This is a genomic window from Bradyrhizobium sp. BTAi1 (assembly GCF_000015165.1).
In the GTDB taxonomy this organism is placed as follows: Bacteria; Pseudomonadota; Alphaproteobacteria; order Rhizobiales; family Xanthobacteraceae; genus Bradyrhizobium; species Bradyrhizobium denitrificans.
Window position 1 is genome coordinate 7,480,760 of the sequence record NC_009485.1, and the last position, 25,099, is coordinate 7,505,858.

Below are 25,099 nucleotides of genomic sequence, written 5' to 3' on the forward strand. Positions count from 1 at the left end.
AGCAATCCAGGGCCGAGCAAGGACTCTGGATTGCTTCGCTTGCGCTCGCAATGACGGGGATAGATGATCGCCTCATAACAACTGTCATCGCCCGGCTTGACCGGGCGATCCAGCAACCGCAGCTCACAGCGAGGAACACCGGGCGGCCGCCGCCTGCTGGATGCTTCGGCTGCGCGGGGAATGACGCCCCTCATGTGATGACATGCGTTGTGTCGCGCGGCTCGTGACCGACCATTTGCAGGCCAGAGCTTGACGACTGCGCGACGAGTCCCGTCAGCACCTTCTCGAACCGCACCAAGGTCCAGTCATCCGGATGCGGCTGGATCGCGAAACCGGCCTTGCGGGCCAGCGCAATCATGACGTCATTGGTGCGCAGCGCGTCGCCCGACAGCACGACGCCGCCGAGGGTGAGCGCGCGCTGTTCGAGATGCGCGATCAGCGCCGGGCCGATGCCGTGGCCATGCCAGCGGTCCTGCACCGACAGGCCGAACTCGACGCGACCGCTGGCGCGATCGAGCGCATAGCGCGCCTCGGCGACGACACTCTCAACGCCATCCTGCGCCATGATCGCCACCAGGCTGTAACGGTCGTTGCGGCCGAGCGCGACGAAGTCATCGAGCACCGCCTTGGGCAACTCGCTCAGCGCGCCGAGGAAGCGCTTGTGGCGCGAGCGCGGGCTGAGGCGGCGGACATAGGCCTGCAACAGTTCGGCATCATCCGGCGTCACGAAGCGCAAGTGCACCGCCTCGCCGCGCCGTGTCAGGATGACGTCGGCCACAGCGGCGTGGTCGACAATGGCTGATCTCGGCATCGCGGGCTCCTCGCGGCGGGTTGCCGGCGCCGTCCTTCGCGGAGCAGCGCCGGCGGCGGGACGAGTGAGGGGTCACGCCCGCCAGAACGGCTTGTCGATCTCCGCGGCGATGTCGCTGCGGGACAAACCGAGATCGTGCAGGTCACGCTCCGACCAGAGCGACAGTTCGTGCCGCGTGCGGTAGCGGAAGCGCCAGGCCGCGAGCAGCTCGGCCACCCCGGACCACAGGCCGCGGGTATGATTTTTCGTCATCAGAGAGGAGACGTAAATGGACATGGAAGCCTCCTGGAAATACAATGAAGCTGCAATATCGACCGCAAAATGATCATTCACAAACGACATTTGATACCGTTTCGGATGAATTAACATCATGAATGAGGAGGCATGGAGGATGCCGCGGCTACCCTCTCTGAACGGATTGCGGGCGTTCGAGGCCGCGGCGCGGCATCTCAGCTTCACCCGCGCCGCTTCCGAATTGAACGTGACGCAGACCGCGATCAGCCACCAGATCAAGCGGTTGGAGGACGAACTCGGCATTCGGCTGTTCGTGCGGCAGAACCGCAGCCTCGCGCTGACGCCGCAGGCCCGCGATTATCTGCCGCTGGTGCGCGCCGCCTTCGACGATCTCAGGCTGGCGACCGAGCGGCTGGTGCGCAAGGACAATGGAAAGGTGCTGACGGTCTCCACCATCGCCTCGCTGGCGGCCAAATGGCTGCTGCCACGGCTGATCGCGTTCCAGGAGGCTCATCCCGGTATCGACGTGCGCATCACGACGTCCACCAGCCTGGTCGATTTCCGCACGGACGATGTCGACGCCGCGATCCGCTACGGCCGCGGCCATTGGCCTGGCGCCCGCGCCGAATGGCTGATGGCCGACGAACTGTTTCCGGTCTGCAGCCCGGCCCTGCTGCAGGGCGACAAGCCGCTGCGCTGCCCGGAGGACCTTGCCCACCATACGTTGCTGCAAGCGAGCGGCGGCTATGACGACGACTGGCGGTTGTGGCTGACGGCAGCGGGCCTGCCGGTAGAAATCTCGCGGCAGAGCAGCCTCAGCTTCGATCTGCTGTTCATGACCGTTCAGGCCGCGATTGACGGGCTCGGCGTCGCCATCGGCCGCACCGCCTATGTCCAGGACGACATCGCCAAAGGCCGCCTCGTCGTCCCGTTCAAAATGGCGCTGCCGAGCGACGCCGGGTTCTATCTGGTGACGCCGGAGGGCCGCACCGACGCGCCGAAGCTCACGGCCTTCCGGCAATGGCTCAAGAGTGCAGCGCAGCAAACCCGTGAAGCCCGAAATCCTGTTCAGCGTTAGGCATTTGTCCGCAAACCTATTGGCCGACAGGATGTCGCATGGCAAATTGCCGCACCATTTCCCGACGGCCGGCGCAGAAATTCTTCCGCACGAGCCATGCGACGGTAGGAGTTTCTTCGCGTGTCACAGCCCTCTGCCTCCCAGGCGCCCACCATCAATTCGCGGATCGGCGCAATCCTGCGCGCCACCAGCGGCAATTTCCTCGAGCAGTTCGACTTCTTCCTGTTCGGTTTCTACGCGGCGGCGATCGGCAAGGCGTTCTTCCCCTCGACCGACGAGACGGCCTCGCTCCTGAACACGTTCGGCGTGTTCTGGCTCGGCGCCCTGATGCGCCCGGTCGGCGCCATCGTACTCGGCGCCTATATCGACAAGATCGGCCGCCGCCAGGGCCTGATCGTGACGCTCGGCATCATGGCGGCCGGCACCGTCGTCATCGCCTTCTGCCCGTCCTATGAGACCATCGGCATCGCCGCACCGGTGATCGTGCTGCTGGGCCGCCTGTTGCAGGGCTTCTCCGCGGGCGTCGAACTCGGCGGTGTCTCGGTCTATCTGTCGGAGATCGCCACGCCCGGCAATCGCGGCTTCTACACCTCGTTCCAATCCTCGAGCCAGCAGGTCGCGATCTTCGTCGCCTCCATCCTCGGCTATCTGCTGAGCGAGGCCATGCCGGCCGCTACCGTGACCGCCTGGGGCTGGCGCATCCCGTTCTTCGTCGGCTGCCTCATCATCCCGCTGATCTTCTTCCTGCGCCGCACGCTGGAGGAGACGCCAGCCTTCCTGGCCATGAAGAAGCATCCCACGGCCCGCGAAGTGTTCGCCTCGGCGCTCGCCAATTGGCGCATCGTGCTGCTCGGCATGATGATCGCGATCCTGACCACGACGACGTTCTACTTCGTCACCGTCTACACCCCGACATTCGGCAAGACCGTGCTGAAGCTGTCGTCGGCGGACGCGCTGCTGGTGACGCTGCTGGTCGCGGTGACCAACTTCATCTGGAACCCGGTCGGCGGCGCGCTGTCCGACCGTATCGGCCGCAAGCCGGTGCTGATCACGATCGCGACGCTGGCGCTGCTGACCGCCTATCCGGCGTTGAGCTGGCTGGTATCGGCGCCGAGCTTCGGCAAGATGCTGGCGGTCGAGATGATGTTCTCGTTCTATTTCGGCATGTACAGCGGCACCATGCTGGGCGCGCTGGTCGAGATCGTGCCGGCGCATGTCCGCACCACCTGCTTCTCGCTGGCCTTCGCGCTCGCCGCGGCGCTGTTCGGCACCTTCACGCCGTTCGCCGCAACCTGGCTGATCGAGAAAACCGGCGACAAGGCCTCGCCCGGCTTCTGGCTGATGTTCGCGGCCGTGCTCGGCATCATCGCCGCCCTGACCGTCTATCGCGGCGGCAAGCAGGCCGTGGCGACGCGCGAGCCGGCGACGGCCTGAACCTGGTTGCCTGTTTTCATCGCGGGCGGCATCATCGGATGCCGCCCGCTTTTTTGTGCGGCCGGAGCGGAAATGAGGTCTGTCATGGATGAGCTGATCGCCATCGCCGAGCAGATTGCGCAGCGCCTCGTCGCGCGCAAGCAGACCATTGCGGTTGCGGAATCGTCGGCGGGCGGGCTGATCGCGGCGGCGCTGCTCGCGGTGCCCGGCGCCTCCGCCTATTTCCTCGGCGGCGCCGTGGTCTACACCCGCGATGCGCGGCGCGTGCTGATGGACATTCCGGACGAGGCGATGAAGGGCATCCGCTCCGCCTCCGAGCCCTATGCGGAGCTGCTGGCGCGGCAGATCAAGACGCGCTTTGCGACCGATTGGGGATTGTCGGAGACCGGCGCGGCCGGCCCGACCGGCAACCGCTATGGCGACGCCGCTGGCCATGCCTGCTGCGCGGTGGCCGGCCCCGCGACCGCCGTGGTCACGTTGGAAAGCGGCCGCAGCGACCGCTTCGCCAACATGCAGCTATTCGCGAGGAGCGCGCTGGAGCTGCTGCTGACGAAGCTTGATCAGTAGGCCGTTCGGTGTCGTCCCGGGCAAGCCCGATGACGCGAAGCGTCGGTGGACGCCGATCCGGGACCCATCCCGCGTGATCTCACTTGGGGCAGGCTGCGCGTTGGTCTCTTGCGCAAGCCAAAGTCCGCCGGGGGGCTATGGATCCCTGCCTGCGCGGGGATGACGCGGAGTTTGGCGCGGGGCCTCTGGCCCTCGCGAACAAAGAGCCCTCACTTCTCCCGGAACGCCCGCATCAGCTGGTCGTGCAGCGGCTTCATCAGATAGGACAGAACGGTGCGATCGCCGGTCTGGACGAAGGCCTCCACCGGCATGCCCGGGATCAGCTTGACGTCGCCGAGCCGGGCGATCTCCTGCGGCGGCATCGACACGCGGATGGTGTAATAGCTCTGGCCGGTGCGCTGGTCGGTGGTGACGTCGGGCGAGACGCGGCTGACCACGCCGTTCAGCTCCGGCGTTGTGCGCTGGTTGAAAGCGGACAGCCGCAGCAGCGTCTTCTGGCCGACCTGCAGCTTGTCGATGTCCTGCGGATTGACCTTGGCCTCAACCTGCAGGTCGTCGGCCTGCGGCACGATCAGCATGATCGTGTCGCCGGCGGTGATGACGCCGCCGACGGTGTGGACGGAGGATTGCAGCACCATGCCGTCCTGCGGCGCGCGGATGTCGACCCGGCGCAGCTGGTCCTCGGCGGTGACCTTGCGCTCGACGAACTCGCCGATCTTGTCGGTGGTCTCGCGCAGATCCTTCGACACCTCGCTGACCATGTCCTTGTCGACCTGGATGATCTGCAGCTCGGTCTCGCTGATCTTGCCCTTGGCCTGGGCCCGGGCGGCGATGAATTGCGCGCGCTCGCCGTTGAGGCGGGCGGTGTCGCGCTCCAATGTGGTCAGGCGCGACAGCTGCACCAGATGCTGCTCATAGAGCTGGCGCACGCCCTCGAGTTCCTTCTGCACCAGCGCGATCTCCTGCTCCTTGGCGCTGACCTGCGCCGAGAGGCCCTCGATCTCCTCGGTGAGCTGGGCGACGCGTTCGCGCAGCTGCGCCTTCTGGCCGATGCGGCCATTGACGCGCACCTCGAACAGCTTGGTCTCCGACGCCAGCAGGCCGCTGACGTCGGGGTCGCTCAGCCGCTGCAGCAGCTGCTGCGGGAACAGGATCTTGGCCCAGCCACGCTGCTCGGCCTCCAGCCGGGCGGCGCGCGCCAGCAGCGCATCGAGGTTCTTGGTGACGATGGCAAGACTCGCCTTGGTCACCGTGTCGTCGAGCCGCACGACGATATCGCCGGACTTGACGACATCGCCGTCGCGGGCCCGCAGCTCGCCGACGACACCACCGGTCGGATGCTGCACCTTCTTGACGTTGGATTCGACCACGATCTGGCCGGGCGCGATCAGCGCGCCGGAGATCTGCTGGGTCGCGGCCCAGCCGCCGAGCCCGCCAGCGACGACCGCGACCACGGCCATGCCGACGATCAGGTGCAGCCGGATCGACTGCCGCACCCCGACCGTCTTGCCCGGTCCGATCGCGGCGCCTGTGATGACTTGGCTGCTCATGGAACCTGGCTGCTCATGGGATTCGACGGTTCATGGGATTCGACGGTCATGACTTGTTCGACGGTCATGACTTGGCGACCCCTGCCTCGGAGACGATCTTGATCGGCGACGGCGGCGCGCCGCGTGGCTGCAGGACCTGCGCGAGCACCGTTTCCTTGGCACCGAACGCCTGCATCCGGCCATCCTTCATCACCAGCACCTGATCGACCGCCTCGATGCCGATCGGCCGGTGTGCGACGACGATGACAATGGCCCCGCGCGCACGCGCCGAGCGCACCGCGCGCGACAGGGCCTCGTCGCCCTCAGTATCGAGATTCGAGTTCGGCTCGTCGAGAACGATCAAGAACGGCTTGCCGTAAAGGGCGCGCGCCAGCGCCACCCGCTGCGCCTGTCCCGCCGAGAGCGCCGCGCCCTGCTCGCCGACCTGGGTGTCGTAGCCCTCGCGCATCTTGATGATCATGTCGTGGACGCCGGCTTCCTTTGCCGCGGCGATGACGGCATCGGCGGAGGCGTGCGGATCGAAGCGGCTGATGTTCTGGGTCACCGTTCCGGCGAACAGTTCGACATCCTGCGGCAGATAGCCGATATGCCGGCCGAGCTCGTCCGAGGACCATTGATCCAGCGCCGCACCGTCAAGCCGGACATGGCCGCGCACCGGACGCCACACACCGACCAGCGCCCGCACCAGCGAGGATTTGCCCGAGGCGCTCGGCCCGATGATGCCGAGGCCATTGCCGGCCGAGAGCGCAAAGGTGACGTCCTGCACGATCAGCTTCTGGTCGCCCGGCGCCACGATCGAGATGCTCTCGACCGAGAGCTTGCTGACCGGCGGCTGCAGCAAGGTCGGCGTGGGACGCGCTGGCATGGTGTGCAGCAGCTGGCTGAGGCGGTGCCAGCTCTGGCGCGCCGCCACGAAGCTTTTCCAATGCGCGATCGCGAGATCGACCGGAGCCAGCGCCCGCGCGCTCAGGATCGAACCGGCGATGATGATACCGGCGGTAGCCTCCTGGTGAATCACCAGATAGGCGCCGACCGCAAGGACCGCCGATTGCAGCATCATGCGCAGCACCTTGGCGATCGCGCCGAGGCCGCCGGCCACATCGCTGGCGCGCTGGTTGCCGGCGAGATATCGATCGTTGGTCTCGCTCCAGCGCTGCATCATCCGCCCGGCCATGCCCATCGCGACCAGCACTTCGGCGTTGCGACGGCTGGCGGTGGCGAGATCGTTGCGGCGGGCAGCGAGTCCCATCGCCTCCTTGGCCGGGGTCCGGGTGAGGAACTCCGTGACCAGGGTCAGTGTCACCAGAATGACAGCGCCGACCAGCGCGGTGACGCCGAGCAGGACGTGAAAGGCGAAACAGATCGCGAGGTAGAGCGGCAGCCACGGCAGATCGAAGAACGCGCCGGGCCCCTGGCTGCCGAGAAAGCTCCGGATGTTGTCGAGATCGCGCAACGGCTGCAGTCCCTCGTTGCGGCCGCCGACCGCCAGCGGCAAGCGCACCACCGTATCGAACACCCGCGCATTCAGGCTTTCGTCCAACGCCGTCCCGATCCGCCCGAGGATGCGGCTGCGGATCATGTCGAGCGCGCCCTGCGCGACATACAGGCCGGCGGCGATGATGATGAGGCCGATCAGGGTCGGCACACTCCGGCTCGGCAGCACCCGGTCGTAGACCTCGAGCATGAAGATCGAGCCGGTCAGATACAGCAGGTTGACGACGCAACTCATCAGTCCGACGCCGATGAAGGCGCTGCGGCAGCCCCTCAATGCGTCGCGAAGCTCGGAAGGTCCGGTGCCGAATGGGGGCAGCATCGATCTTTTTCCAGGTCAGATGGCTTGATGGTTAGTAGAGCGTGTACGGCAGACGGAGCGCGGCGTCTTCAGTATACCTGCTCTGGTCGAATCCGCGCAACCAAGCACGGCAGTTGGTGAGCAGGAGCGCGGCGCGACGCCGCGCTCCGCAGACCGTCCGTATCAATTCAGCCGGCCTTTATGAGGCGCCAGCCCGGCAAGCCCGGCCGCAGCGCCGGCCGACGATGTCGAGGACCCCAGGGTCAGACCCGGTCGGCCAAGACCATCGCGCCCTACACCCTAGACCAGATGAAAGCCGTCATGCAGCACCGCAGGATGGGCGAGCGATTGGAGCTGAGCGTCGAGGCCCAATCCACCGACGGGATGAGCGGATGCAAGATCCGCCCCGTGGCCCACGGCATGGGCGACCGCCAAACCGGGTATGATCGTGTGGAAGCCGATCGCATGAATCTGCGCCAAATCCACCATCGTCAAGAACTGAAACGACTTCTCGTTACCGAACTCGTTGAACGGATCTCGCGGACCCTGCACGCCGGTATTGAGGAAATCCGCCGGGTCAGACGTCTGACCGTAATCGGCAAGCTTGGTCTTGCCGCCATCGAGCGAGAAATAAGCTGCCGGAGACGTGCTGGACTGTGTCGAATACAGGCGAACGCCCGGCGCCGTATAGCGATAGAAGTCGAAGATGGGCGGCAGATCTTCCGATGGCGCCAACTGCATCCGGCCGAGACCGTGGGTCAGCTCGTGCAAGGCGACGGCGACCGGATTGGGCACATCGGCATCGAGATGAATGCCCGCATCGTCGGTGGTGGGATCATTCGGATTGAGATGGACATTGGCTGGCTTCGTCGGATCGTCCGTCACCTTGAGCTCGGGATCGTAGAGCGTGAACAGCTTCACCTGCGCCCCGGTCACCGTAATGAGCGACCTGCCATCGATCGAAGATCCCGAGGGCAGCGAGGCGAAGGTCCGATCACCGGCCGCGGCGCTGCCCGACAGCAGGTCGTGCACCTTGGAATATGACAGGCCCCAGGCACTGTCGGGACCCCCGTCGGCGCCCCGGCCGGTCCCGCTGACATCGACCTGAAAGTTGACCGTGATCCTGTCGGTGATTGCACCGCTCAGCATGGCAGCCGCTTGCTCGATCCCGGCGCGGATCGCGGCCGGAGCCTTCATCGCGGCGGCATCGTAGATCAAGTTGAAGACCATGCCTCCCTGGTCGATCGTCACGACGGCGCCGCCAGCGGGTGCCGTCGGCGCAGCTGCCGTCATCCCGCCAGACTGAGGTTCCGGCCCGGGCGCCACGGCATGGAGACGATAGCCGACCGCTTCAGGCAGATCAGGTAAGACGAACTCGTCCAACACTGAGTCGAAGAGATCTTGTGAATCGAAGAGATGATGTTGATCGAGCACCCGATGCGGCGCCAGTACAGACTTCATTTGGTCTACTCTGCTTGCTCGACGGACCTTTGCGGCCGTCGCGTGTCATGATGAATGATCCTGAATCAAAGAAGCGGTGATCCAAGACGCATGTTGTCGAAGCGGCCTACGTCCGCATCGCCATTTGCCGGATTTGGATTGACGGATCACGACGGCGCTCGTCGTCTGACCTTCCGCCGTTGACCATCGCATCGCCGCTCACGATTCTGGGGTGGCTGCCGACCTCGTCCCCGATCCTTCGATCGGGTGACTGAATTGCTTCATCATCGCCCTGACAAACAACGACGGCGGGGGAACTTTGTGTTTCATCGACGCAGAAAGCAACACACTTTTAGATTGAAGACATCGGATCGCCACGTACCAACTACTTCCGGAAAACAGACGATCCGTGTTCTCACGCAGCGTCAGCCGCGACGCATCATCGATCTTTGGCATCCTCGGCAATGACCAAGGCGCCTCGATCGTCATGACTGCCGTCGCGGCGCGCCCCCACGGTCGCGCGCAGCTAGCGATGAGTACGACGTCCCGATGTTCCTCCGATGCGACCACGGCCCGTGCCGCTGCTCGCTGCGCAGGAGCCGTCAACGCCGCAGAGACACCTTCTGATCTCGGAGCATCCAGGGAGATCATCTGTCGAAGCGCGGCGGGCACCTGGTGAGACCGCCGGCATGGCAGCCGGCGGTCCGCTCTGCGTCCTTCCCCTAGACGAGGTGGAAATCGCCATGATGCAGCAAGGGGTGCGCGTTGTGAAACAGCTCATCCCAGCCGCTATGCAAATCCGCGACACCGGGCGCACTCGCATTGCTTCCGCCCGCGGACGCGACCGCGCTCGCGGATGCAGAGTTGCCAACCGGCGTTCCGGTGATCTGCGCGACCGAGAAGGCCGGAATGGACGTATGGAAGCCCAACGCGTGCATCTGCTGCAGATCGACCATCGACAAGGTGCTGGGCGTATCGTTGAAATAAAACTCGTTGAACGGATCCCGATCACCTTGAACGCCACCGTCGAGAAAGTCGGCCGGGTCCGAGGTCTGACCGTAATCGGCCAGCTTGGTCTGACCACCGTCGAGCGAGAAATAGGCTGGCGGTGCCTTTTGCAGATCGGCCGAGTACAGACGCGTACCCGGACTCGTATAGCGGTAGAACTCGAAGATGCTGGGAGAGCTCTCCGGCACCTTCGTGATCGACAGCGGCATGTTCGTTCGCCCGAGCGCGTGGGTCAGCTCATGCAGCGACAGGGCGACCGGATTTGGGGTATCGGTAGCAAGATGGACGAATCCGTCGTCCGAGGTCTGATCATTGGCTTTGAGAAGGGTGACGTTCGGATTGAACAGATTGAACAGCTTCATCTGCGCGGCGTAGACGGTGACAACCGACGCACCGCCGATCGTCGACCCCGACGGAAGCGAGCTGAACGTCTGATCGCCGCGCGGCGCGCTGGCGGCGAGCAGATCGTGGACGCTCGAATAGTTGATGTTGTTCCAGCCCCAGTCAGGATCGGCTGAGCCGCCGCCGCCCGTACCGCTGATGTCGACCTTGATGTTGACGGTGATCCTGTCCGTCAGCGACGAGCTGAGGATACCGGCGGCCTCCTCGAGGCCCGCGCGAACACTCGCAGGCGCCGACATCGAGGCTGCATCATAGATCAGATTGAAGACAACGCCGCCCGAATCTACCGTCACGACCGAACCACCGGCCGGCGCCGATGGACCAGCCTGCCCCGGCGTTGCTGCAGTCGCTCCTGATCCCGCGGCGGACGCACCGTCTCCACCGCCCTGCAGCGCCTGTGTTTGCAGCTGATTGGCTTGCAGCTGGTAGGGCTGCAGGCCGTGAAATGAGCTGAAGATTGAATCGACCTCCCAAGGCGAATCCCAGAGATCCTGGAAGTCAACGGTCCCTCGCAGGTTGGCAGCCGTTCTCATGTCGTCCTCTCATGCTCTTGATTGAGGTCTGGAACGTCCCGATCGAATGGTCACGGCCATTCAGCGCCCGGACAGCGGCGTTCTGCGCCATCGGCCTCCCGAGCCGATGCGTAGCCGTCGAAAAAGAACCGAAGCGGATGGCTGGGATGGCTCCCGACGTCCGTCAGCGGCTCTACGCAATGCTATCGGAGGCGGCGCTGACGCTCAGAGACACAGCGCAGAAAAGACGTTTCGACAGAATTCATCCGCCTGAATCGAGAGCCGGATGAATCGAGATCTGAGCGCATAGCGCCGCCTGTCGGACAGCGCTGAAAACGAACGGTACATAGCCATGGCCCCCCTGCCCTGGTTATCTTAAGTTGCGTCGCTCTTCCGAACTCGCGGCTGCTTCTGGCCGAAGACACGCTCGGTCGCATGTCGCAATTCATTCACGCGATACAAATGTATCGCGTCACCACAAGTTGGATCGTATGACGATGTCCATTCGTCATCATTTCCTGGCCTAAGCAGGCCCATTCGGCGCGGTCGTATCGTTTCATTGATCACTTATGACCATCTGCGGCCAAAAGTCTGCCTGCTCCGAAATAAGATTGACAAAGTTCCTTTTCCTGATCAGGGGCACAGCCCATCGAAAACAATACTAAGAGCCATCAAAAGCCGGCCCCCGGCATACGATACGACGGCAGCTTCGAACTCAGCCTTTGAATGCTACAGGGAGTGCCAAAGGCTGGGACTGTTTGTACGATCACGCTGATCAGGATGAGGCCAAGCAGCGCTTTTACGTATCGGCCAGCCGTTCGTGCCGCACGATGCGTGCATCGAGGATCGCGCGTTCGGTGCTTGCGAGCCTGCTTCGGGTCCAACCATGAGTCTCACAAGCGACAGCGGCGTCCTCACATGGCCTTGCTGGTCGCGGACTCCGTTGCCCGAACGCAGCGAACACCGCGATCCGCGGCAAGACTCACGGCTGGCGGCAATGCGTTGAGGCAACGCGGTTCGGCCAATTGACAACGCGGCGCGAAGGAACAGTTTTGCGGCGCCTGGTCGAGCGACGGCGGCGTCCCCGGGATCGTCTGCAGCCGCTCGCCCCGCTTGGCGGCATGCACGGTCGATGCGAGGAGGCCGCGCGCGTAGGGATGCGCCGGATCGCGCACGATGTCACGCAACGCGCCGTATTCGACGATCTGCCCGGCATACATCACGGCGACACGGTCGCAGATTTCGATCGCCACACCGATGTCGTGGGTGACGAAGATGACGGACATGCCGAGTTCGCGCTGCAGCTCGCGCAAAAGTAGCAGGATCTGGATCTGCACGGTGGCATCGAGGGCGGTGGTCGGCTCGTCTGCCAGCAGCACTTTGGGCCGGCACGCCAACGCCAGCGCGATCATCGCGCGCTGCCGCATGCCGCCCGACATCTCGTGCGGATAGGATTCCAGCCGGCGCTTCGCCGAGGGGATGCGGACCACATCGAGCATCTCCAGCGCCCGCGCGTAGCCTTCGGCGTAGCTCTTGCCCTCGTGCCGCATCACGGTCTCGGCAATCTGCTTGCCGATCGTATAGACCGGATCAAGCGCCAGCCCCGGCTCCTGGAAGATCATCGACACCATGCGGCCGCGGAACTGCGACAGCTCCTCATCGCCCATGGCGAGCACGTCACGGCCCATCACCTTGACCTGGCCTGATATCTGCGTCCGCTTCTTCGGCAACAGCCGCATCAGCGCCCGCATCGTCACGCTCTTGCCCGAGCCGGACTCACCAAGCAGCCCGAGCACCTCGCCATCGCCGAGCGACAGGCTGACATCGTTCACCGCATGCACCGTGCGATCGCCAGTGAAGCGGATGGTGAGGTTGTCGATCTCGACGAGGTTGGTCATGGGGTTTTGATCCTCACAAACCCGGTGTCGTGCCCGTATGCGGCGCGCGTTGCTGGTAGCCCGGATGAGCGACAGACGACGCCTCTTCGGCGTCGGCGCCAGCGACATCCGGGTTCACCAGCGACACCGCGTGAGAACCCGGATGTCGCGTCCGCCTCCGCCCTGCGGGCGCGGGCTTCCGCTCATCCGAGCTACGATTCCCGCTCCGCTTCATGGCAGCGTCGGGACCCTGGCGTGGAAGTCGGTCGCACGCTGGAACGCGGCGCCGATGGTCAGGATGGTGGCCTCGTCGAAGGAGCGGCCGATCAGCTGCATGCCGACGGGAAGTCCCGTCGCGGTGAAGCCCGTCGGGATCGCGAGCGACGGCAGGCCGAGGTAATTCACCGGACGAGTAAAGCGGGTGATGCGCTGGATCACGGCTTCGGCGCCGGGTACGCCGCCGACATCGCTCTCGGCGATCGACGGCGTGACCAGCGGCGACACCGGTGCGATCACGGCATCGATGCCTTGGGTGGCCGCGACATGCGCGGCCAGGGCCGCGCCGCGCCAGCGCAGCGCCTCGAGATAGGTGACGCCCGAGACGGCCAGCGCGTTCTGCAGCCGCATCAGCACCTGCGGGCCGTAATCCTGCGGCCGCTCGATCATCCAGCGCTTGTGGAAGGCAGCGGCCTCGACCGCGAGCACGAGCTGGCAGGCCGCGGTGAGCTGGCGCTGATCGGGCAGCTCGACCGAGACGACATCGGCGCCCTCGGTCTTCAGGAGGCCGATCGTGGCGTCGAGGCAGCGCGCCACTTCAGGATCGAGGTCATCGACGTAGAACGCCTTGGGCACACCGATCTTCAACCCCTTGATCGAAGCCTGGGTGGCGGCGACATAGTCCTGCACGGGCGCGTGGCTGGCGGTCGGATCCTCCGGATCGGGACCGGCCATCAGGCCGAGCATCAGCGCGCAATCCTCGGCGGTCTGCGCCAGCGGCCCGACCGTGTCGAGCGACTGCGACAGCGGCATCGCGCCAGCGCGGCTGACGCGGCCCCAGGTCACCTTCAGGCCGGTCACGCCGCAGAAATTCGCGGGCATGCGGATCGAGCCGCCGGTGTCGGAGCCGAGTGCAGCGAACGTCAGGCGGGCGCCGACCGCCGAGCCCGAGCCGGACGACGAGCCGCCGGTGACATAGCCGAGCTTCCACGGATTGTGCACAGGACCGTAATGCGCGTTGTGGCCGGTCGGGCCATAGGCGAACTCGGCCATTTGCAGGGTGCCGAGCCGAATCGCGCCGGCATCCTTCAGCCGCTGCAATGCGGTCGAGGTGGTGGTCGCAACAAAGTCGCGGCGGATCAGCGAGCCGCAGGTCGAGACGTGGCCGGCTTCGTAATACATGTCCTTGTGGGCGAGCGGGACACCATGCAGCGGCCCCTTCGGACCGTCCTTGGCCAGAGCCGCATCCGCCTCGGCGGCCGCCTTCAGCGCCGGCTCTGATTCGATCGCCATGAAGGCGTTCAGCTTCGGCTGCCATTCCGCAATGCGGTGGAGGCAGGAGCGGGTCACCTCGACCGAGGACAGCTTCTTCTCGGCGATCGCCTTGGCGACCTCGGTCAGGGTCATCAGCGCGGGTTCGGTGCTCATCGGCCCACCTTCAGCGTCTGGGCCACGACGTAGCTGGACGGCTCGAGATCGAACGGCAGGGTACCTGCAATGGCGGCGAAGCCGTCAAATGCCGGTCCGATCGAATCGGAGATGCGGGTGGCAACCTCCTTGTCGACGGGCAGGCCGGAGGCCTCCGCGATGGCACTGACTTGCTGGGGCGTGGGTCTGGTCATTCCGCTTCTCGCTGCTGGTGTCTGCCGGTCAGGCGGCCGGGGCCCGGCTGTGTCCCGAACGGGGGATCGCCATGTGGCAGGCGGCCTGATGGCCCATTGTATCCAGCTCCGTCAACCCAGGGGCGATATTCGAACACAGCGCTTCGGCGAACGGACAGCGGGTGTGGAAGCGGCAGCCGGCCGGCGGATCGATCGGATTGGGCGGATCGCCTGAGATCGGCGGCACCTCGGTGCGCCGGTCCGGATCGGACGACGGCATCGCGGCCAGCAGAGCGCGTGTATAGGGATGAGCCGGCCTGGCCCAGACCTGCTCGACCGGGCCGAGCTCAACGACTTCGCCGAGATACATCACCAGCACGCGGTCGGAGATGTAATGCACGACATTGAGATCGTGGCTGATGAACAGATAGGTCAGACCGAACTCGCGCTTGAGGTCCATCAGCAGATTGAGCACCTGCGCCTCGACCGATTTGTCGAGCGCCGAGACGGCCTCGTCGAGGATGACGAGCCGCGGCGACAGCGCCAGCGCGCGCGCGATGTTGACGCGCTGGCGCTGGCCGCCAGAGATCTCGTGCGGATAGCGGTTGGCGAAGATTTCGGGCCGCAGGCCGACCTTGCCGAGCAGCTCGCGCGCGAGCGCGCGTGCGGCACCATCGGCCATGCCATGCACCTTCGGCCCGAACGCGATCGACTCCTCGATCGTCAGCCGCGGATTGAGCGAGGCATAAGAATCCTGGAACACCATCTGCATGCCGCGGCGCAGCTCGCGCAGCGTCATTTCGTGGCCAACCTGGCGGCCGTCGAAGATGATCTCGCCGGCATCACGGTCCATCAGATGCATCAGGAGCCGCGCCGTCGTCGACTTGCCGCAGCCGGACTCGCCGACGATGCCGACGGTCTCGCCTTTGCCGATGTTGAACGAGACATCATCGACCGCACGCACCGTCTTGCGCGCGCCGAACAGGCCACCGCGAACGGGGAAGTGCTTCGTGAGGCCATCCACGCGCAGCAATGGCTGCGCCTTGCCGCCGAGGTCCTCGATCGGCTCGAGCCCGGTGACTGCCGTTGCTTCACTCATGATGTTGTACTCGAGCAGGCGCGGCAGAAATAGTGCGCCCCCTCTCCCCATTCTTACGGGGAGAGGGTTGGGTTGAGGGGCAGCCGCACGGGGAGTGTGTGTAGTGAGACCTGTCCCCCCTCACCCGGATTGCATCTTTCGATACAATCCGACCTCTCCCCGCAGGCGGGGAGAGGTGCACTGCCATTGCCGAGCGAGCGGCGTTGATCATCAGCATTGCAAACATCAGCTCCGGATGTCCATGGCGCTGCGCAGGCCGTCGCTGAGCAGGTTGAAGCAGATCGAGACCGCGAAGATCATGGCGCCGGGCAGCGCCGCGACCCAGGGATTGACGTAGATCGCGGTGCGCAGGGTGTTCAGCATCAGGCCCCATTCCGGCTCCGGCGGCTTGGTGCCGAGGCCCAGGAACGACAGGCCTGCGGCGAGGATCATCGACACGGAAATCAGCCCTGTCGCGTAGACGAAGATCGGTCCGAGCACATTGCCGAGCATGTGCGCGCGCATGATCGTGAAGGCGTTCGCACCGGAGGCGCGCGCGGCCTCGACAAAGTCGCGGTTGCGCACGCCGGTCGTGACGCTCTCGGCGACCCGGGTGATCTGCGGCACGAACACGATGGTCAGCGAAACGATGGAGTTGGCGATGCCGGCGCCGAGCGCGCCTGAGATCGCGATCGCCAGCAGCACCGACGGGAAGGCGTAGAACACGTCGATGGTGCGCATGATCGCAGTGTTCACCCAGCCGCCGACATAGCCGGCGACGAGGCCGAGCATGGTGCCGAGGCCGAAGGCAAGAATGACCGGCGAGATGCCGATCAGCAGCGACAGCCGTCCGCCATAGATCAGCCGCGCCAGCATGTCGCGTCCGAGCTCGTCGGTGCCGAGCGGATAGTTCGGCGTGCCGATATGGCGCAGCCGGCGGATCATCGAGCCCTGATATGGATCGGCGAGATGCAGATAGGGCGCGAGCAGCGCGGAAAGAAGGATCAGCAGCAGGATGGCGACACAAACCATGCTGACCTTGTCCCGGACAATGCGGCGGCCGACGGTCGCCCAATAGCCGCGCGCGTTGGCCATGGGCGCGGCCTGCAGCGCGGCGTCGTTCATCGCGTTCGAACTGACGCTCATCACGAGCCCCGCTTGATGCGCGGATCGATCGCGGCCTGCGCGATGTCGACCACGAGGTTGAGGATGACGAAGAACATCGCCAGCACCAGGATCGTGCCCTGCAAGAGCGGCAGGTCGCGCTGGAAGATCGCCGAGTTCAACAACAGGCCCGAGCCGGGCCAGGAGAACACGGTCTCGATCAGGATCGAGCCGCCGAGCATGTAGCCGAGCTGCAGGCCCATCACCGCGAGCGCGGTCGGCGCCGCATTCTTCAGCACGTGGCGGAACACCTGGGTTTCACGCAGGCCCTTCGCACGTAGCGCCTCGACGAAGTCCTGGCTGAGAATGTCGCCGGTCAGCGCGCGCACGGTGCGGGTGATGATGCCCATCGGGATCACCGAGGTAGTGATCGCCGGCAGAATCAGGAAGCGGAGATGCGCCCAGTCCCACGACCACGCGCCCGAGCCGGACGGGCCGGCGCCGACCGCGGGCAGCCAGTTCAGCTCGACCGAGAAGATGATGACCAGGACCATGCCGAGCCAGTAATGCGGCAGCGACACGCCGGCGATCGCGATCGAGGTCGCCACCTTATCGATCCAGCTATCGCGGAAATAGCCGGCGATGAGGCCGAAGAACAGGCCGAGCGAGAAACCGATGATGGCGGCCGCAATCGCCAGCGTCACGGTATTGGACACGGCGCGCAGCACCTCGGCCAGCACCGGACGGCCCGTCGCGATCGAGCTGCCGAGATCGCCATTGACGGCACGCCACAGCCACAGGCCGAACTGCACCGGCAGCGGCTTGTCGAAGCCATAGGCCACACGCAGCTGCTGCGCCAACTCCTGCGACGCATCGGCCGGCAGCACCGCGACCAGGGGATCGCCAGGCGTGATGTGAACGAGCATGAAGCAGACCAGCGCGACGCCGATGATGATCGGGATCGCATAGACCATCCGCCTGGCAGCATAAGAGAGCACGAGTCACCTGCTAAAACGTCTATCGACCGTCATGCCCGGGCCTGACCCGGGCATCCACGTCTTTCTCTCCTCGGATCGAAACGTGGATGGCCGGGTCGAGCCCGGCCATGAGAAATACTGGGAGATCGTCGCTTACGGCTCCACCGAAATCGGCGAGAAGTCGATGAACCAGCTCTTCGGCTGCACCACGCCCTTGACCTTCGGGCTCATCGCGCGCGGGCCGACATCATGGGCGACGTAAAGGAACGCAGCGTCGTCGACCGAGGCCGCGTGCAGCTCGGCCAGCGCCTTGTCGCGCTCGGTGGGATCGAAGGTCTGGCGCGCCTTTTTCACCAGCTCGTCGAACTTGGGATTGTTGATGAAGCCCCAATTGTTGGAGACCGGCGGCGCCATCGACGACTGCAGGAAGCGCACCAGCGCGAAGAACGGATCCATCGCCGCATAGGTCACATTGGTGGCGTTGGCGCCGTTCGCCGACGGATCCTTGGCGCCGCGGCGCCAATTGGTGAACAGCGTGTTCCACTCGATGACATCGAGCTTGACGTCGAAATAGCACTCCGCCAGCGCCTGCTGCAGATATTCGTTCATCGGCAGCGGCTGCATCTGGCCCGAGCCCGACGCCGAGGTCTGGATCTTGACCTCGAGCTTCTTGCCGGGTCCGAAGCCGGCCTCCTGCATCAGCTTCTGCGCGGCCGCCTTGTCGTATTTGATCTCGAAGGTGACGTTGCCGCGCCAGGGATGTCCTTTCTCGAAAGTGCCGCTCGCGGGCACCATCAGGCCGGCGAGCAGGCCATCGCGCAGGCCCTCGCGATCGACGCAGAGATTGGCGGCCTTGCGAACGCGGATGTCGTTCCAGGGCGAGCCCTCGACGCGCGAGAACTGCCATGGCCAGACATGCGGCTGCTCATTGGCGTAGAGCTTGAAGCCACGCTGCTTGATCTCCGGCAGCGCATCCGGCGCCGGTGCCTCGACCCAGTCGACCTGTCCGGACAGCAGCGCCGCCGTGCGTGCATTCGCTTCCGGCATCGGCAGCAGGATCATCTTGTCCGCCTTGGGCACGCGCGCCTTGTCCCAATAGGCCTCGTTCTTCACGAGCTCCAGCCGCTCGCGCGGCGTGAACTTGCTCATCTTCCACGGGCCGGTGCCCGAGGCGTCCTTGGCGAACGCGGCCCAGGCGGCCTGTGACTTCGCCTTGTCGTCGGCGCCGCTCGCGGCCTCATAGAGCTTCTGCCACTTGGCCGGGCTCGCCATGAACAGATTGGTGAGATTGATCGGCAGGAAGCTGTCAGGCTCCTTCGTCGTCAGCTCCACGGTGAGATCGTCGATCTTGCGCGCCGACACCAGCGTCGGCATGCGCGAGGCGGTGACGCCGACCTGACTCGCATCGAACTGCGGCGCGTCCTGCTTCAACACCTTCTCGACGTTCCACACCACGGCATCGGCATTGAACGGCGCACCATCATGGAAGGTGACGCCGGGGCGCAGCTTGAACGTCCATTTGGTCTTGTCGGCGTCGTCGACCTTCCACTCGGTGGCGAGGCCGGGAATGACGACGCTCGGCTTGTCCGCCGACGACAGGTCCCACATCGTCAGCGCGTCGTACATCGTGAGGCCGGTGAAGCGGTTGCCCTCGAAGCCCTGGTCGGGCTGGCCGAGCGTGCGCGGAATGTCGGCCGCGGTCATGCCGATGCGCAGCACGGAGTCCGCACCGGCCGTCGCCGGCAGCGCGAAGGCCGAGACCGTCGTCATCATCGCGGCCACAACAGCCGCTCGCATGGTCAACGAATTCGTAACGCTCGACAGCACGATCACATCTCCGATCAGTGGCTAATTTCTAAGCAAATGTATGCAACGGCTGTGCCAGCGACCCGGCGCACAGAGCCCCTGCGACGCGTGGTCACAACCGTTTGTGTTCAAACGATCCCCGCGCGCGCCGTGGCACCCGGATTGCAGGTCCGCTTGCGAATTTGATCCGGTTTCGCTGCCGCGGAGCCGACATCGCAACGGAGCTCCCCTGCATGCGTGTCCGACTTTCCCTGCTCGCCACCGCGCTCGCGCTCGGCCTGTCCGCCGTCGCTGCGCGTGCCGAGACCATCCTGCGCTACGGCATCTCGATGGCCGACATCCCGCTGACCACGGGACAGCCGGATCGCGGCGCCGGGGCCTATCAGTTTACCGGCTATACGATCTACGATCCGCTGGTCGCCTGGGACATGAGCGTCGCCGACAAGCCCGGCAAGCTGATCCCTGGCCTCGCCACCGAGTGGAAGGTCGATGACGCCGACAAGACCAAGTGGCGCTTCACCCTGCGCAAGGGCGTCAAGTTCCACGACGGCAGCGACTTCAATGCCGACGCGGTGATCTGGAATCTGGACAAGGTGCTCAACGATAAGGCACCGCAGTTCGACAAGCGGCAGAGCGCGCAGGTAAAGACCCGCCTTCCGTCGGTCGCGAGCTACGCCAAGATCGACGACTCCACCGTCGAGATCACCACCAAGACCGTCGATTCGTTCTTCCCCTATCAAATGCTGTGGTTCCTGATTTCGAGCCCGGCGCAATATGAGAAGCTCGGCAAGGACTGGGACAAGTTCGCCAGCCAGCCCTCCGGCACCGGTCCGTTCAAGCTGACCAAACTGGTGCCGCGCGAGCTCGCGGAGCTCAGCAAGAATTCCGAATATTGGAACAAGGACCGGCTGCCCAAGACCGACAAGCTGGTGCTGGTGCCGATGCCGGAGGCGCTGACGCGCACCAACGCGCTGCTCGCCGGCCAGGTCGACCTGATCGAGACGCCGGCGCCGGACGCTGTGCCGCAGCTCAAGGCCGCCGGCATGAAGCTCGTCGACAACGTCACGCCGCATGTCTGGAACTACCATCTCAGCGTGCTGCCGGGCTCGCCCTGGACCGACATCCGCCTGCGCAAGGCGCTCAACCTCGCGATCAATCGCGACGAGGTCGTGGGGCTGATGAACGGCCTCGCCAAGCCGGCCAAAGGCCAGGTCGATCCGTCGAGCCCGTGGTTCGGCAAGCCGAGCTTCGAGCTGAAATATGATCTCGCCGCGGCCAAGAAGCTGGTCGAGGAGGCCGGCTACTCACCAGCCAAGCCGCTGAAGACGACCTTCATCATCGCGCAAGGCGGCACCGGACAGATGCTGTCGCTGCCGATGAACGAGTTCCTGCAGCAGAGCTTCAAGGAGATCGGCATCGACATCGACTTCAAGGTGGTCGAGCTCGAGACTCTGTATACGCATTGGCGTAAGGGCGCGGCCGACGAGATGAATGCCGGCATCACCGCCAACAACATCGCTTATGTCACGTCGGATCCGCTCTATGCCATCGTGCGCTTCTTCGCGTCAGACCAGATCGCGCCCACAGGCGTCAACTGGGGCGGCTACAAGAACCCGAAGGTCGATGCGCTGATCGCCGAGGCCAAGCAGACCTTCGATCCGGCCAAGCAGGACGAGCTGATCGCCCAGGCCCATGCGGCCGTCGTCGACGATGCCGTTCTGGTCTGGGTCGTGCACGACACCAACCCGCACGCGCTGTCGCCGAAGGTGAAGAAGTTCGTGCAGGCCCAGCACTGGTTCCAGGACCTGACGACGATCGGGGCGGAGTAGCTGCGGCAGCGTCGCGCGCGGTCGTCATTGCGAGCGCGGCGAAGCCATCCTGGGCCGGGCCACCGGCCATGGATTGCGTCGTCGCTTCGCTCCTCGCAATGGCGGCCGCGAGACCCTTGCGCCACGGAGCGCGACTACTTCGTCATCAGTGCGTAGGCGCCGTTCCAGTCGTCAGGCGGTGGGCTTTTTTGATAATTGCGGATACGCGCTTCGTAGAGATCGTAGAGCTTCGAGAGCTCGTGCGCCTCGTCGCTCCGGCGTCCGCGTCCGATCGCGGTCAGCGCTTCGTCCCAATCGCGGCTGCGATAGGCCGCCAGCATCTCGATGGTGAGATTGCGCAGGCGCTGAAAGCGCTCGGAATGCATCACGTCTTCACGCCCGGTAATGGCATAGATCACCTCAGGCTCGGTCTTGCCCTTGACCATGACGAAGTCGAGCTCGAGAATCGCCAGCCTGTCCTTGACGGCGAGCGCGGTCTTCGAGCCGACGATGATCGGGAAGCCGTATTCCTTGGACTGCCCCTCGAGTCGGGAAGCGAGATTCACGCTGTCGCCCAGCACCGAATAATCGAAGCGCTGATCCGAGCCGAGATTGCCGACCACGCAGACGCCGGTGTTGAGACCGATGCCGATATTGATCGGAATATAGACGTGACCGCCGTCCTTGGCCTCCTGCTCGCGCGCCTGGTTGAGCTCGTCGACGCGCGCGAGCATATCCAGCGCGGCTTCGCAGGCATTCAATTGATGCCGCGCATCATCGAGCGGGGCGTTCCAGAACGCCATGATGGCGTCGCCCATATATTTGTCGATCGTGCCTTTGCGCGCCAGAATCGCATTGGTCAGCGGCGTCAGGAAGCGGTTCATCAGCCGCGTGAGGCCCTGCGGATCGTGCTTGTAGCTTTCGGAAATCGTGGTGAAGCCGCGCACGTCGGAAAACATGATCGTCATCTCACGCTCCTCGCCGCCGAGCACCAGCTTCTCCGGCGAGTGCGCGAGCTGCTCGACGAGCGCCGGCGAGAGATACTGGCCGAAGGCGGAACGGATCTGCCGGCGCTGGCTCTGCTCGCGCACGAAGCTCGCGAAGATCAGCGTCAGATAGATGGCCGTGGTCGACAGCATCGGGTAGGTGAAATCGATCAATAGCCGGTGCTGGGTGTAGAAGTACCAGGACAGGCCCATCAGCGCGGTCGCAAACACGGCGCCGACCACCACCAACGTGACGGCGCCGAGTTGCGGGGCGAACACGATGACGAGCAGGCCGAGCACCAGCGCGCCGAAAAACTCCGCCGGCAGCCCCCAATAAGGCTGCGTCAAGATCGCGCCCGTCAGCGCGCTCTCCAGGACCTGGGCGTGCACCTCGACCCCCGGCATCGCCGGCGAGATCGGCGTCGTCTTGATGTCGTTCAGGCCGGCCGCCGAGGGTCCGATCAGCACCAGCTTGCCGGCGATCCTCTCCGGCGGCACCCGGCCTTCCAGCACGTCGATGGCGGACACGTAGATCGATGGATCACGCTCGGCATAATGCAACCAGAGCTGCCCGTGCGTGTCGGTCGGAATCTGCACGCGCCCGAGCCGGAGCCTGATGATGCCGCTCTTGTCCGTCTCGATGAGGATCGTGTCCGAGCCGGTCGCGACCCGCAGCATCTCGAAGCTCAGCGACGGCATGATGTCCCCCTGGGCCAGCATGATCATCGGGACCCGGCGGATGATGCCGTCGCGCTCCGGCTTGATGGTGAACAGGCCGCGCCCGGCGGCCGCGTGCTCGATCACGGAGACGTTACGCAACAGCCCCGGGAAGTTCCACATGAACCGCTCTGCATCCTGGCCGCGGGTCGCGATGCCCGTCTTGGGCAATGTCCTGTCGAGATCTGCGCGGGCCTCAGGACCACCGGATTCGCCGAGCACGACGCGCGATCGTTGCAACGCTTCGGCGAGCACCTGGTCGTTGGAAGGCAGGGTCCTGAGCTTGTCGCGCGTTGCCTCGTCAAGATTGGGAAAGGTCTCGGCCGCGAGCGCGGGATTGAGCCGGTCCGGCTCGGCAAACACCACGTCGAAGGCGATGACGACCGCACCGAGTCGCGTCAGCCTGTCGATGATCTCCGCGATGCGCGTGCGCGGCCAGGGCCACTGACCGAGCTTGGGATCGGCAAGGCTCTTTTCGTCGATATCGACGATGGTCACCGGCCGCACCGTCTTCACCCGTGGGCTCAGGACCTGGAAGTTGTCGAAGGTCCGGACGCGCAATTCCTGCACCAGGGCCGGATCGGCGACGCGCAGACCCGCAAAGCCCAGCAGCAGCAGCAGGCAGATCGCGCGCGCATAGCCGAACCGGCGCGCGAACCATCTTGGCACGGCCTTCAATCGCTTCATGACAGGACCGCCATTGCGCGCTCGGCTTCGACAGGCCGAGCGTCACGAGGTCTGCGCCGGCATCCACCTTTTTCAAGGGCGATCATGGCGTGCCAAGGACCGCTGCCCCCGCCATGGCACTTCGTCTGCGCATGATGTCTCGCGGAAAGCCGGTTTCCACTTGTCCGGATCATGCTCTAGCAGGCCGTTGAAGAAGTCTGCTTTCGGTCGGATTTGAGTCTCCGGGTCGGCTGGTAAGCGCCGAGTGTCGGCTTTGTGCGGCGCTTGGACCCTGAGCCGAGGTGCCTCATGCGGTTGCCTCCAACAGTCTTGGCAGGCGGATCAGATTGTAGGCCGCCAGCGCCAGCTTGAAGGCGGCATCGACGCGGGCGCGGCCTCGGAACTTGACCTTGGCAAGGCCGGCCGAGGCCTTGATCCAGCCGAACACCTCCTCGATGCGCTTGCGGCAGCGTTGGCTGACCGCGTAGCCGGCGTGACGCAGCGTTCTCCGGTCGATCGCGGTCTTGCGTGGCTTGCCGGTCTTGCTCAAATGCCCGTCGATGGCGATGTGCGGCGTCACCGAACGGCTTCTCAGCTCTCCGACAAAGTCGGTGACGTCGTAAGCCTTGTCGGCCCCCAGCGTGATCCGGCGCGTGCGATCGCCGCGATGGCGGTCGATCAGTTCCAGCGCCTGATCCCGCTCCGCGGTGCCGGTTGCCTGGCTGACGCCGCCCAGCACGGCGAGGCCATTGCGGTTCTCCATTAAGGTATGAGCCATGTAGCAGAGCTTCGCCGGCTGGCCCTCGCCCTTCTTGTACAGCCGCGCCTCGGGATCGGTCGTGCTCTGATGCGTCTCGTTGCTGCGCTTTTCCTTGTGGAAGCTGCGCTCGGCGTTGCGGCCCGGACCGTCATTGTCCTGATCGCCGCCGTCCTTGCGGCGGAAGCTTTTGATCGACGCCCACGCCTCGATCAGCGTGCCGTCGACCGAGAAGTGGTCGCTCGACAGCAGCCGCTTCACCTCGGGCCGAGCCAGCAGCGCCGTCAGAAACTTCGCCGCGATCTCGCCCTCCAGCAGCCGGTCACGGTTCTTGGAGAAGGTCGAATGATCCCATACCGCGTCGTCCATGCCCAGGCCGACAAACCAGCGGAACAGCAGGTCGAAGTCCAGCCGCTCCATCAATTGCCGCTCCGAGCGAATGCCGTAAAACGCCTGCAGCAGCATCGCCCGCAGCAGTTTCTCCGGCGCGATCGACGGCCGGCCGAACGCGGTGTAGAGCGCTTCGAAGTCCCTTGAAAGGTCAGCCAGTGCCGCATTGGCAAGCCGCCTTATTGTCCGCAGCGGGTGGTCGGCACGAACCCGATCCTCCAAATCTACATAGCTGAACAGGGATCCCGTCCGTTCGTCGCTTCCTCGCATCGTCCGCCCCTCAATCCA

At 64.9% G+C, this 25,099-nt stretch carries 19 protein-coding genes; 4 read left to right on the forward strand and 15 right to left on the reverse strand.

Annotation, left to right across the window (positions count from 1 at the left end):
* Nucleotides 1–190: 190 nt before the first annotated feature.
* Both BBTA_RS33435 and BBTA_RS33440 read right to left on the reverse strand, forming a co-directional pair.
* Nucleotides 191–742, reverse strand: a complete 552-nt coding sequence (locus BBTA_RS33435) for a GNAT family N-acetyltransferase (protein ID WP_012046944.1) — start codon at nt 740–742, stop codon at nt 191–193.
* 141 nt (nt 743–883) lie between these two features.
* Nucleotides 884–1,087, reverse strand: a complete 204-nt coding sequence (locus BBTA_RS33440) for a DUF1127 domain-containing protein (RefSeq protein WP_012046945.1) — start codon at nt 1,085–1,087, stop codon at nt 884–886.
* Between the two features lie 115 nt (nt 1,088–1,202).
* On the opposite strand from BBTA_RS33440, the gene BBTA_RS33445 reads away from it, so the two are divergent.
* From BBTA_RS33445 to BBTA_RS33455, 3 genes are all read left to right on the forward strand, one after another.
* Nucleotides 1,203–2,123 (forward strand): transcriptional regulator GcvA, encoded by a 921-nt coding sequence (locus BBTA_RS33445; protein ID WP_012046946.1) that lies wholly within the window; start codon nt 1,203–1,205, stop codon nt 2,121–2,123.
* Nucleotides 2,124–2,243: 120 nt separating this feature from the next.
* Nucleotides 2,244–3,557 (forward strand): MFS transporter, encoded by a 1,314-nt coding sequence (locus BBTA_RS33450; protein WP_012046947.1) that lies wholly within the window; start codon nt 2,244–2,246, stop codon nt 3,555–3,557.
* 84 nt (nt 3,558–3,641) lie between these two features.
* Nucleotides 3,642–4,124 carry a CinA family protein gene (locus BBTA_RS33455; protein WP_012046948.1) on the forward strand — a complete coding sequence of 161 codons (483 nt, stop codon included), beginning with the start codon at nt 3,642–3,644 and terminating at the stop codon, nt 4,122–4,124.
* Nucleotides 4,125–4,333: 209 nt separating this feature from the next.
* On the opposite strand, the gene BBTA_RS33460 is transcribed toward BBTA_RS33455, so the two are convergent.
* The 11 genes from BBTA_RS33460 to BBTA_RS33510 all read right to left on the reverse strand — a co-directional run bounded on the left by BBTA_RS33460 (nt 4,334) and on the right by BBTA_RS33510 (nt 19,478).
* Nucleotides 4,334–5,674: an HlyD family type I secretion periplasmic adaptor subunit gene (locus BBTA_RS33460; protein WP_012046949.1), complete on the reverse strand. Its 1,341-nt coding sequence runs from the start codon at nt 5,672–5,674 to the stop codon at nt 4,334–4,336.
* 64 nt (nt 5,675–5,738) lie between these two features.
* Nucleotides 5,739–7,487 (reverse strand): type I secretion system permease/ATPase, encoded by a 1,749-nt coding sequence (locus BBTA_RS33465; RefSeq protein ID WP_012046950.1) that lies wholly within the window; start codon nt 7,485–7,487, stop codon nt 5,739–5,741.
* A gap of 279 nt (nt 7,488–7,766) precedes the next feature.
* Nucleotides 7,767–8,759, reverse strand: a complete 993-nt coding sequence (locus BBTA_RS33470) for an NF038122 family metalloprotease (RefSeq protein WP_148221553.1) — start codon at nt 8,757–8,759, stop codon at nt 7,767–7,769.
* An 869-nt stretch (nt 8,760–9,628) separates the two neighbouring features.
* Complete coding sequence (locus BBTA_RS33475; protein ID WP_012046952.1) at nt 9,629–10,849, reverse strand: NF038122 family metalloprotease; 1,221 nt, start codon at nt 10,847–10,849, stop codon at nt 9,629–9,631.
* 893 nt (nt 10,850–11,742) lie between these two features.
* Nucleotides 11,743–12,726, reverse strand: coding sequence for an ABC transporter ATP-binding protein (locus tag BBTA_RS33480; RefSeq protein ID WP_012046953.1), 984 nt, complete (start codon nt 12,724–12,726; stop codon nt 11,743–11,745).
* 210 nt (nt 12,727–12,936) lie between these two features.
* Nucleotides 12,937–14,349: an Asp-tRNA(Asn)/Glu-tRNA(Gln) amidotransferase GatCAB subunit A gene (locus BBTA_RS33485; protein WP_012046954.1), complete on the reverse strand. Its 1,413-nt coding sequence runs from the start codon at nt 14,347–14,349 to the stop codon at nt 12,937–12,939.
* Nucleotides 14,346–14,543 carry a hypothetical protein gene (locus tag BBTA_RS33490; protein WP_012046955.1) on the reverse strand — a complete coding sequence of 66 codons (198 nt, stop codon included), beginning with the start codon at nt 14,541–14,543 and terminating at the stop codon, nt 14,346–14,348. Before BBTA_RS33490 ends, BBTA_RS33485 begins: the two co-directional genes overlap by 4 nt.
* 28 nt (nt 14,544–14,571) lie before the next feature.
* Nucleotides 14,572–15,621, reverse strand: a complete 1,050-nt coding sequence (locus tag BBTA_RS33495; RefSeq protein WP_012046956.1) for an ABC transporter ATP-binding protein — start codon at nt 15,619–15,621, stop codon at nt 14,572–14,574.
* A gap of 225 nt (nt 15,622–15,846) precedes the next feature.
* Nucleotides 15,847–16,746 (reverse strand): ABC transporter permease, encoded by a 900-nt coding sequence (locus BBTA_RS33500; RefSeq protein WP_041751057.1) that lies wholly within the window; start codon nt 16,744–16,746, stop codon nt 15,847–15,849.
* On the reverse strand, nt 16,746–17,702 hold the full coding sequence (locus BBTA_RS33505; RefSeq protein ID WP_041751058.1) for an ABC transporter permease: 957 nt from the start codon (nt 17,700–17,702) through the stop codon (nt 16,746–16,748). The genes BBTA_RS33500 and BBTA_RS33505 overlap by 1 nt, the downstream gene beginning before the upstream one ends.
* A 132-nt stretch (nt 17,703–17,834) precedes the next feature.
* Complete coding sequence (locus BBTA_RS33510) at nt 17,835–19,478, reverse strand: ABC transporter substrate-binding protein (protein WP_085972741.1); 1,644 nt, start codon at nt 19,476–19,478, stop codon at nt 17,835–17,837.
* Between the two features lie 242 nt (nt 19,479–19,720).
* Between BBTA_RS33510 and BBTA_RS33515 the strand changes: the two genes are divergently transcribed.
* Complete coding sequence (locus BBTA_RS33515) at nt 19,721–21,316, forward strand: ABC transporter substrate-binding protein (RefSeq protein WP_012046960.1); 1,596 nt, start codon at nt 19,721–19,723, stop codon at nt 21,314–21,316.
* 134 nt (nt 21,317–21,450) lie between these two features.
* On the opposite strand, the gene BBTA_RS33520 is transcribed toward BBTA_RS33515, so the two are convergent.
* Nucleotides 21,451–23,685: a CHASE2 domain-containing protein gene (locus tag BBTA_RS33520; RefSeq protein ID WP_012046961.1), complete on the reverse strand. Its 2,235-nt coding sequence runs from the start codon at nt 23,683–23,685 to the stop codon at nt 21,451–21,453.
* 286 nt (nt 23,686–23,971) lie between these two features.
* Nucleotides 23,972–25,081 (reverse strand): IS5-like element ISBrsp7 family transposase, encoded by a 1,110-nt coding sequence (locus BBTA_RS33525; RefSeq protein WP_012043985.1) that lies wholly within the window; start codon nt 25,079–25,081, stop codon nt 23,972–23,974.
* Between the last annotated feature and the right edge of the window lie 18 nt (nt 25,082–25,099).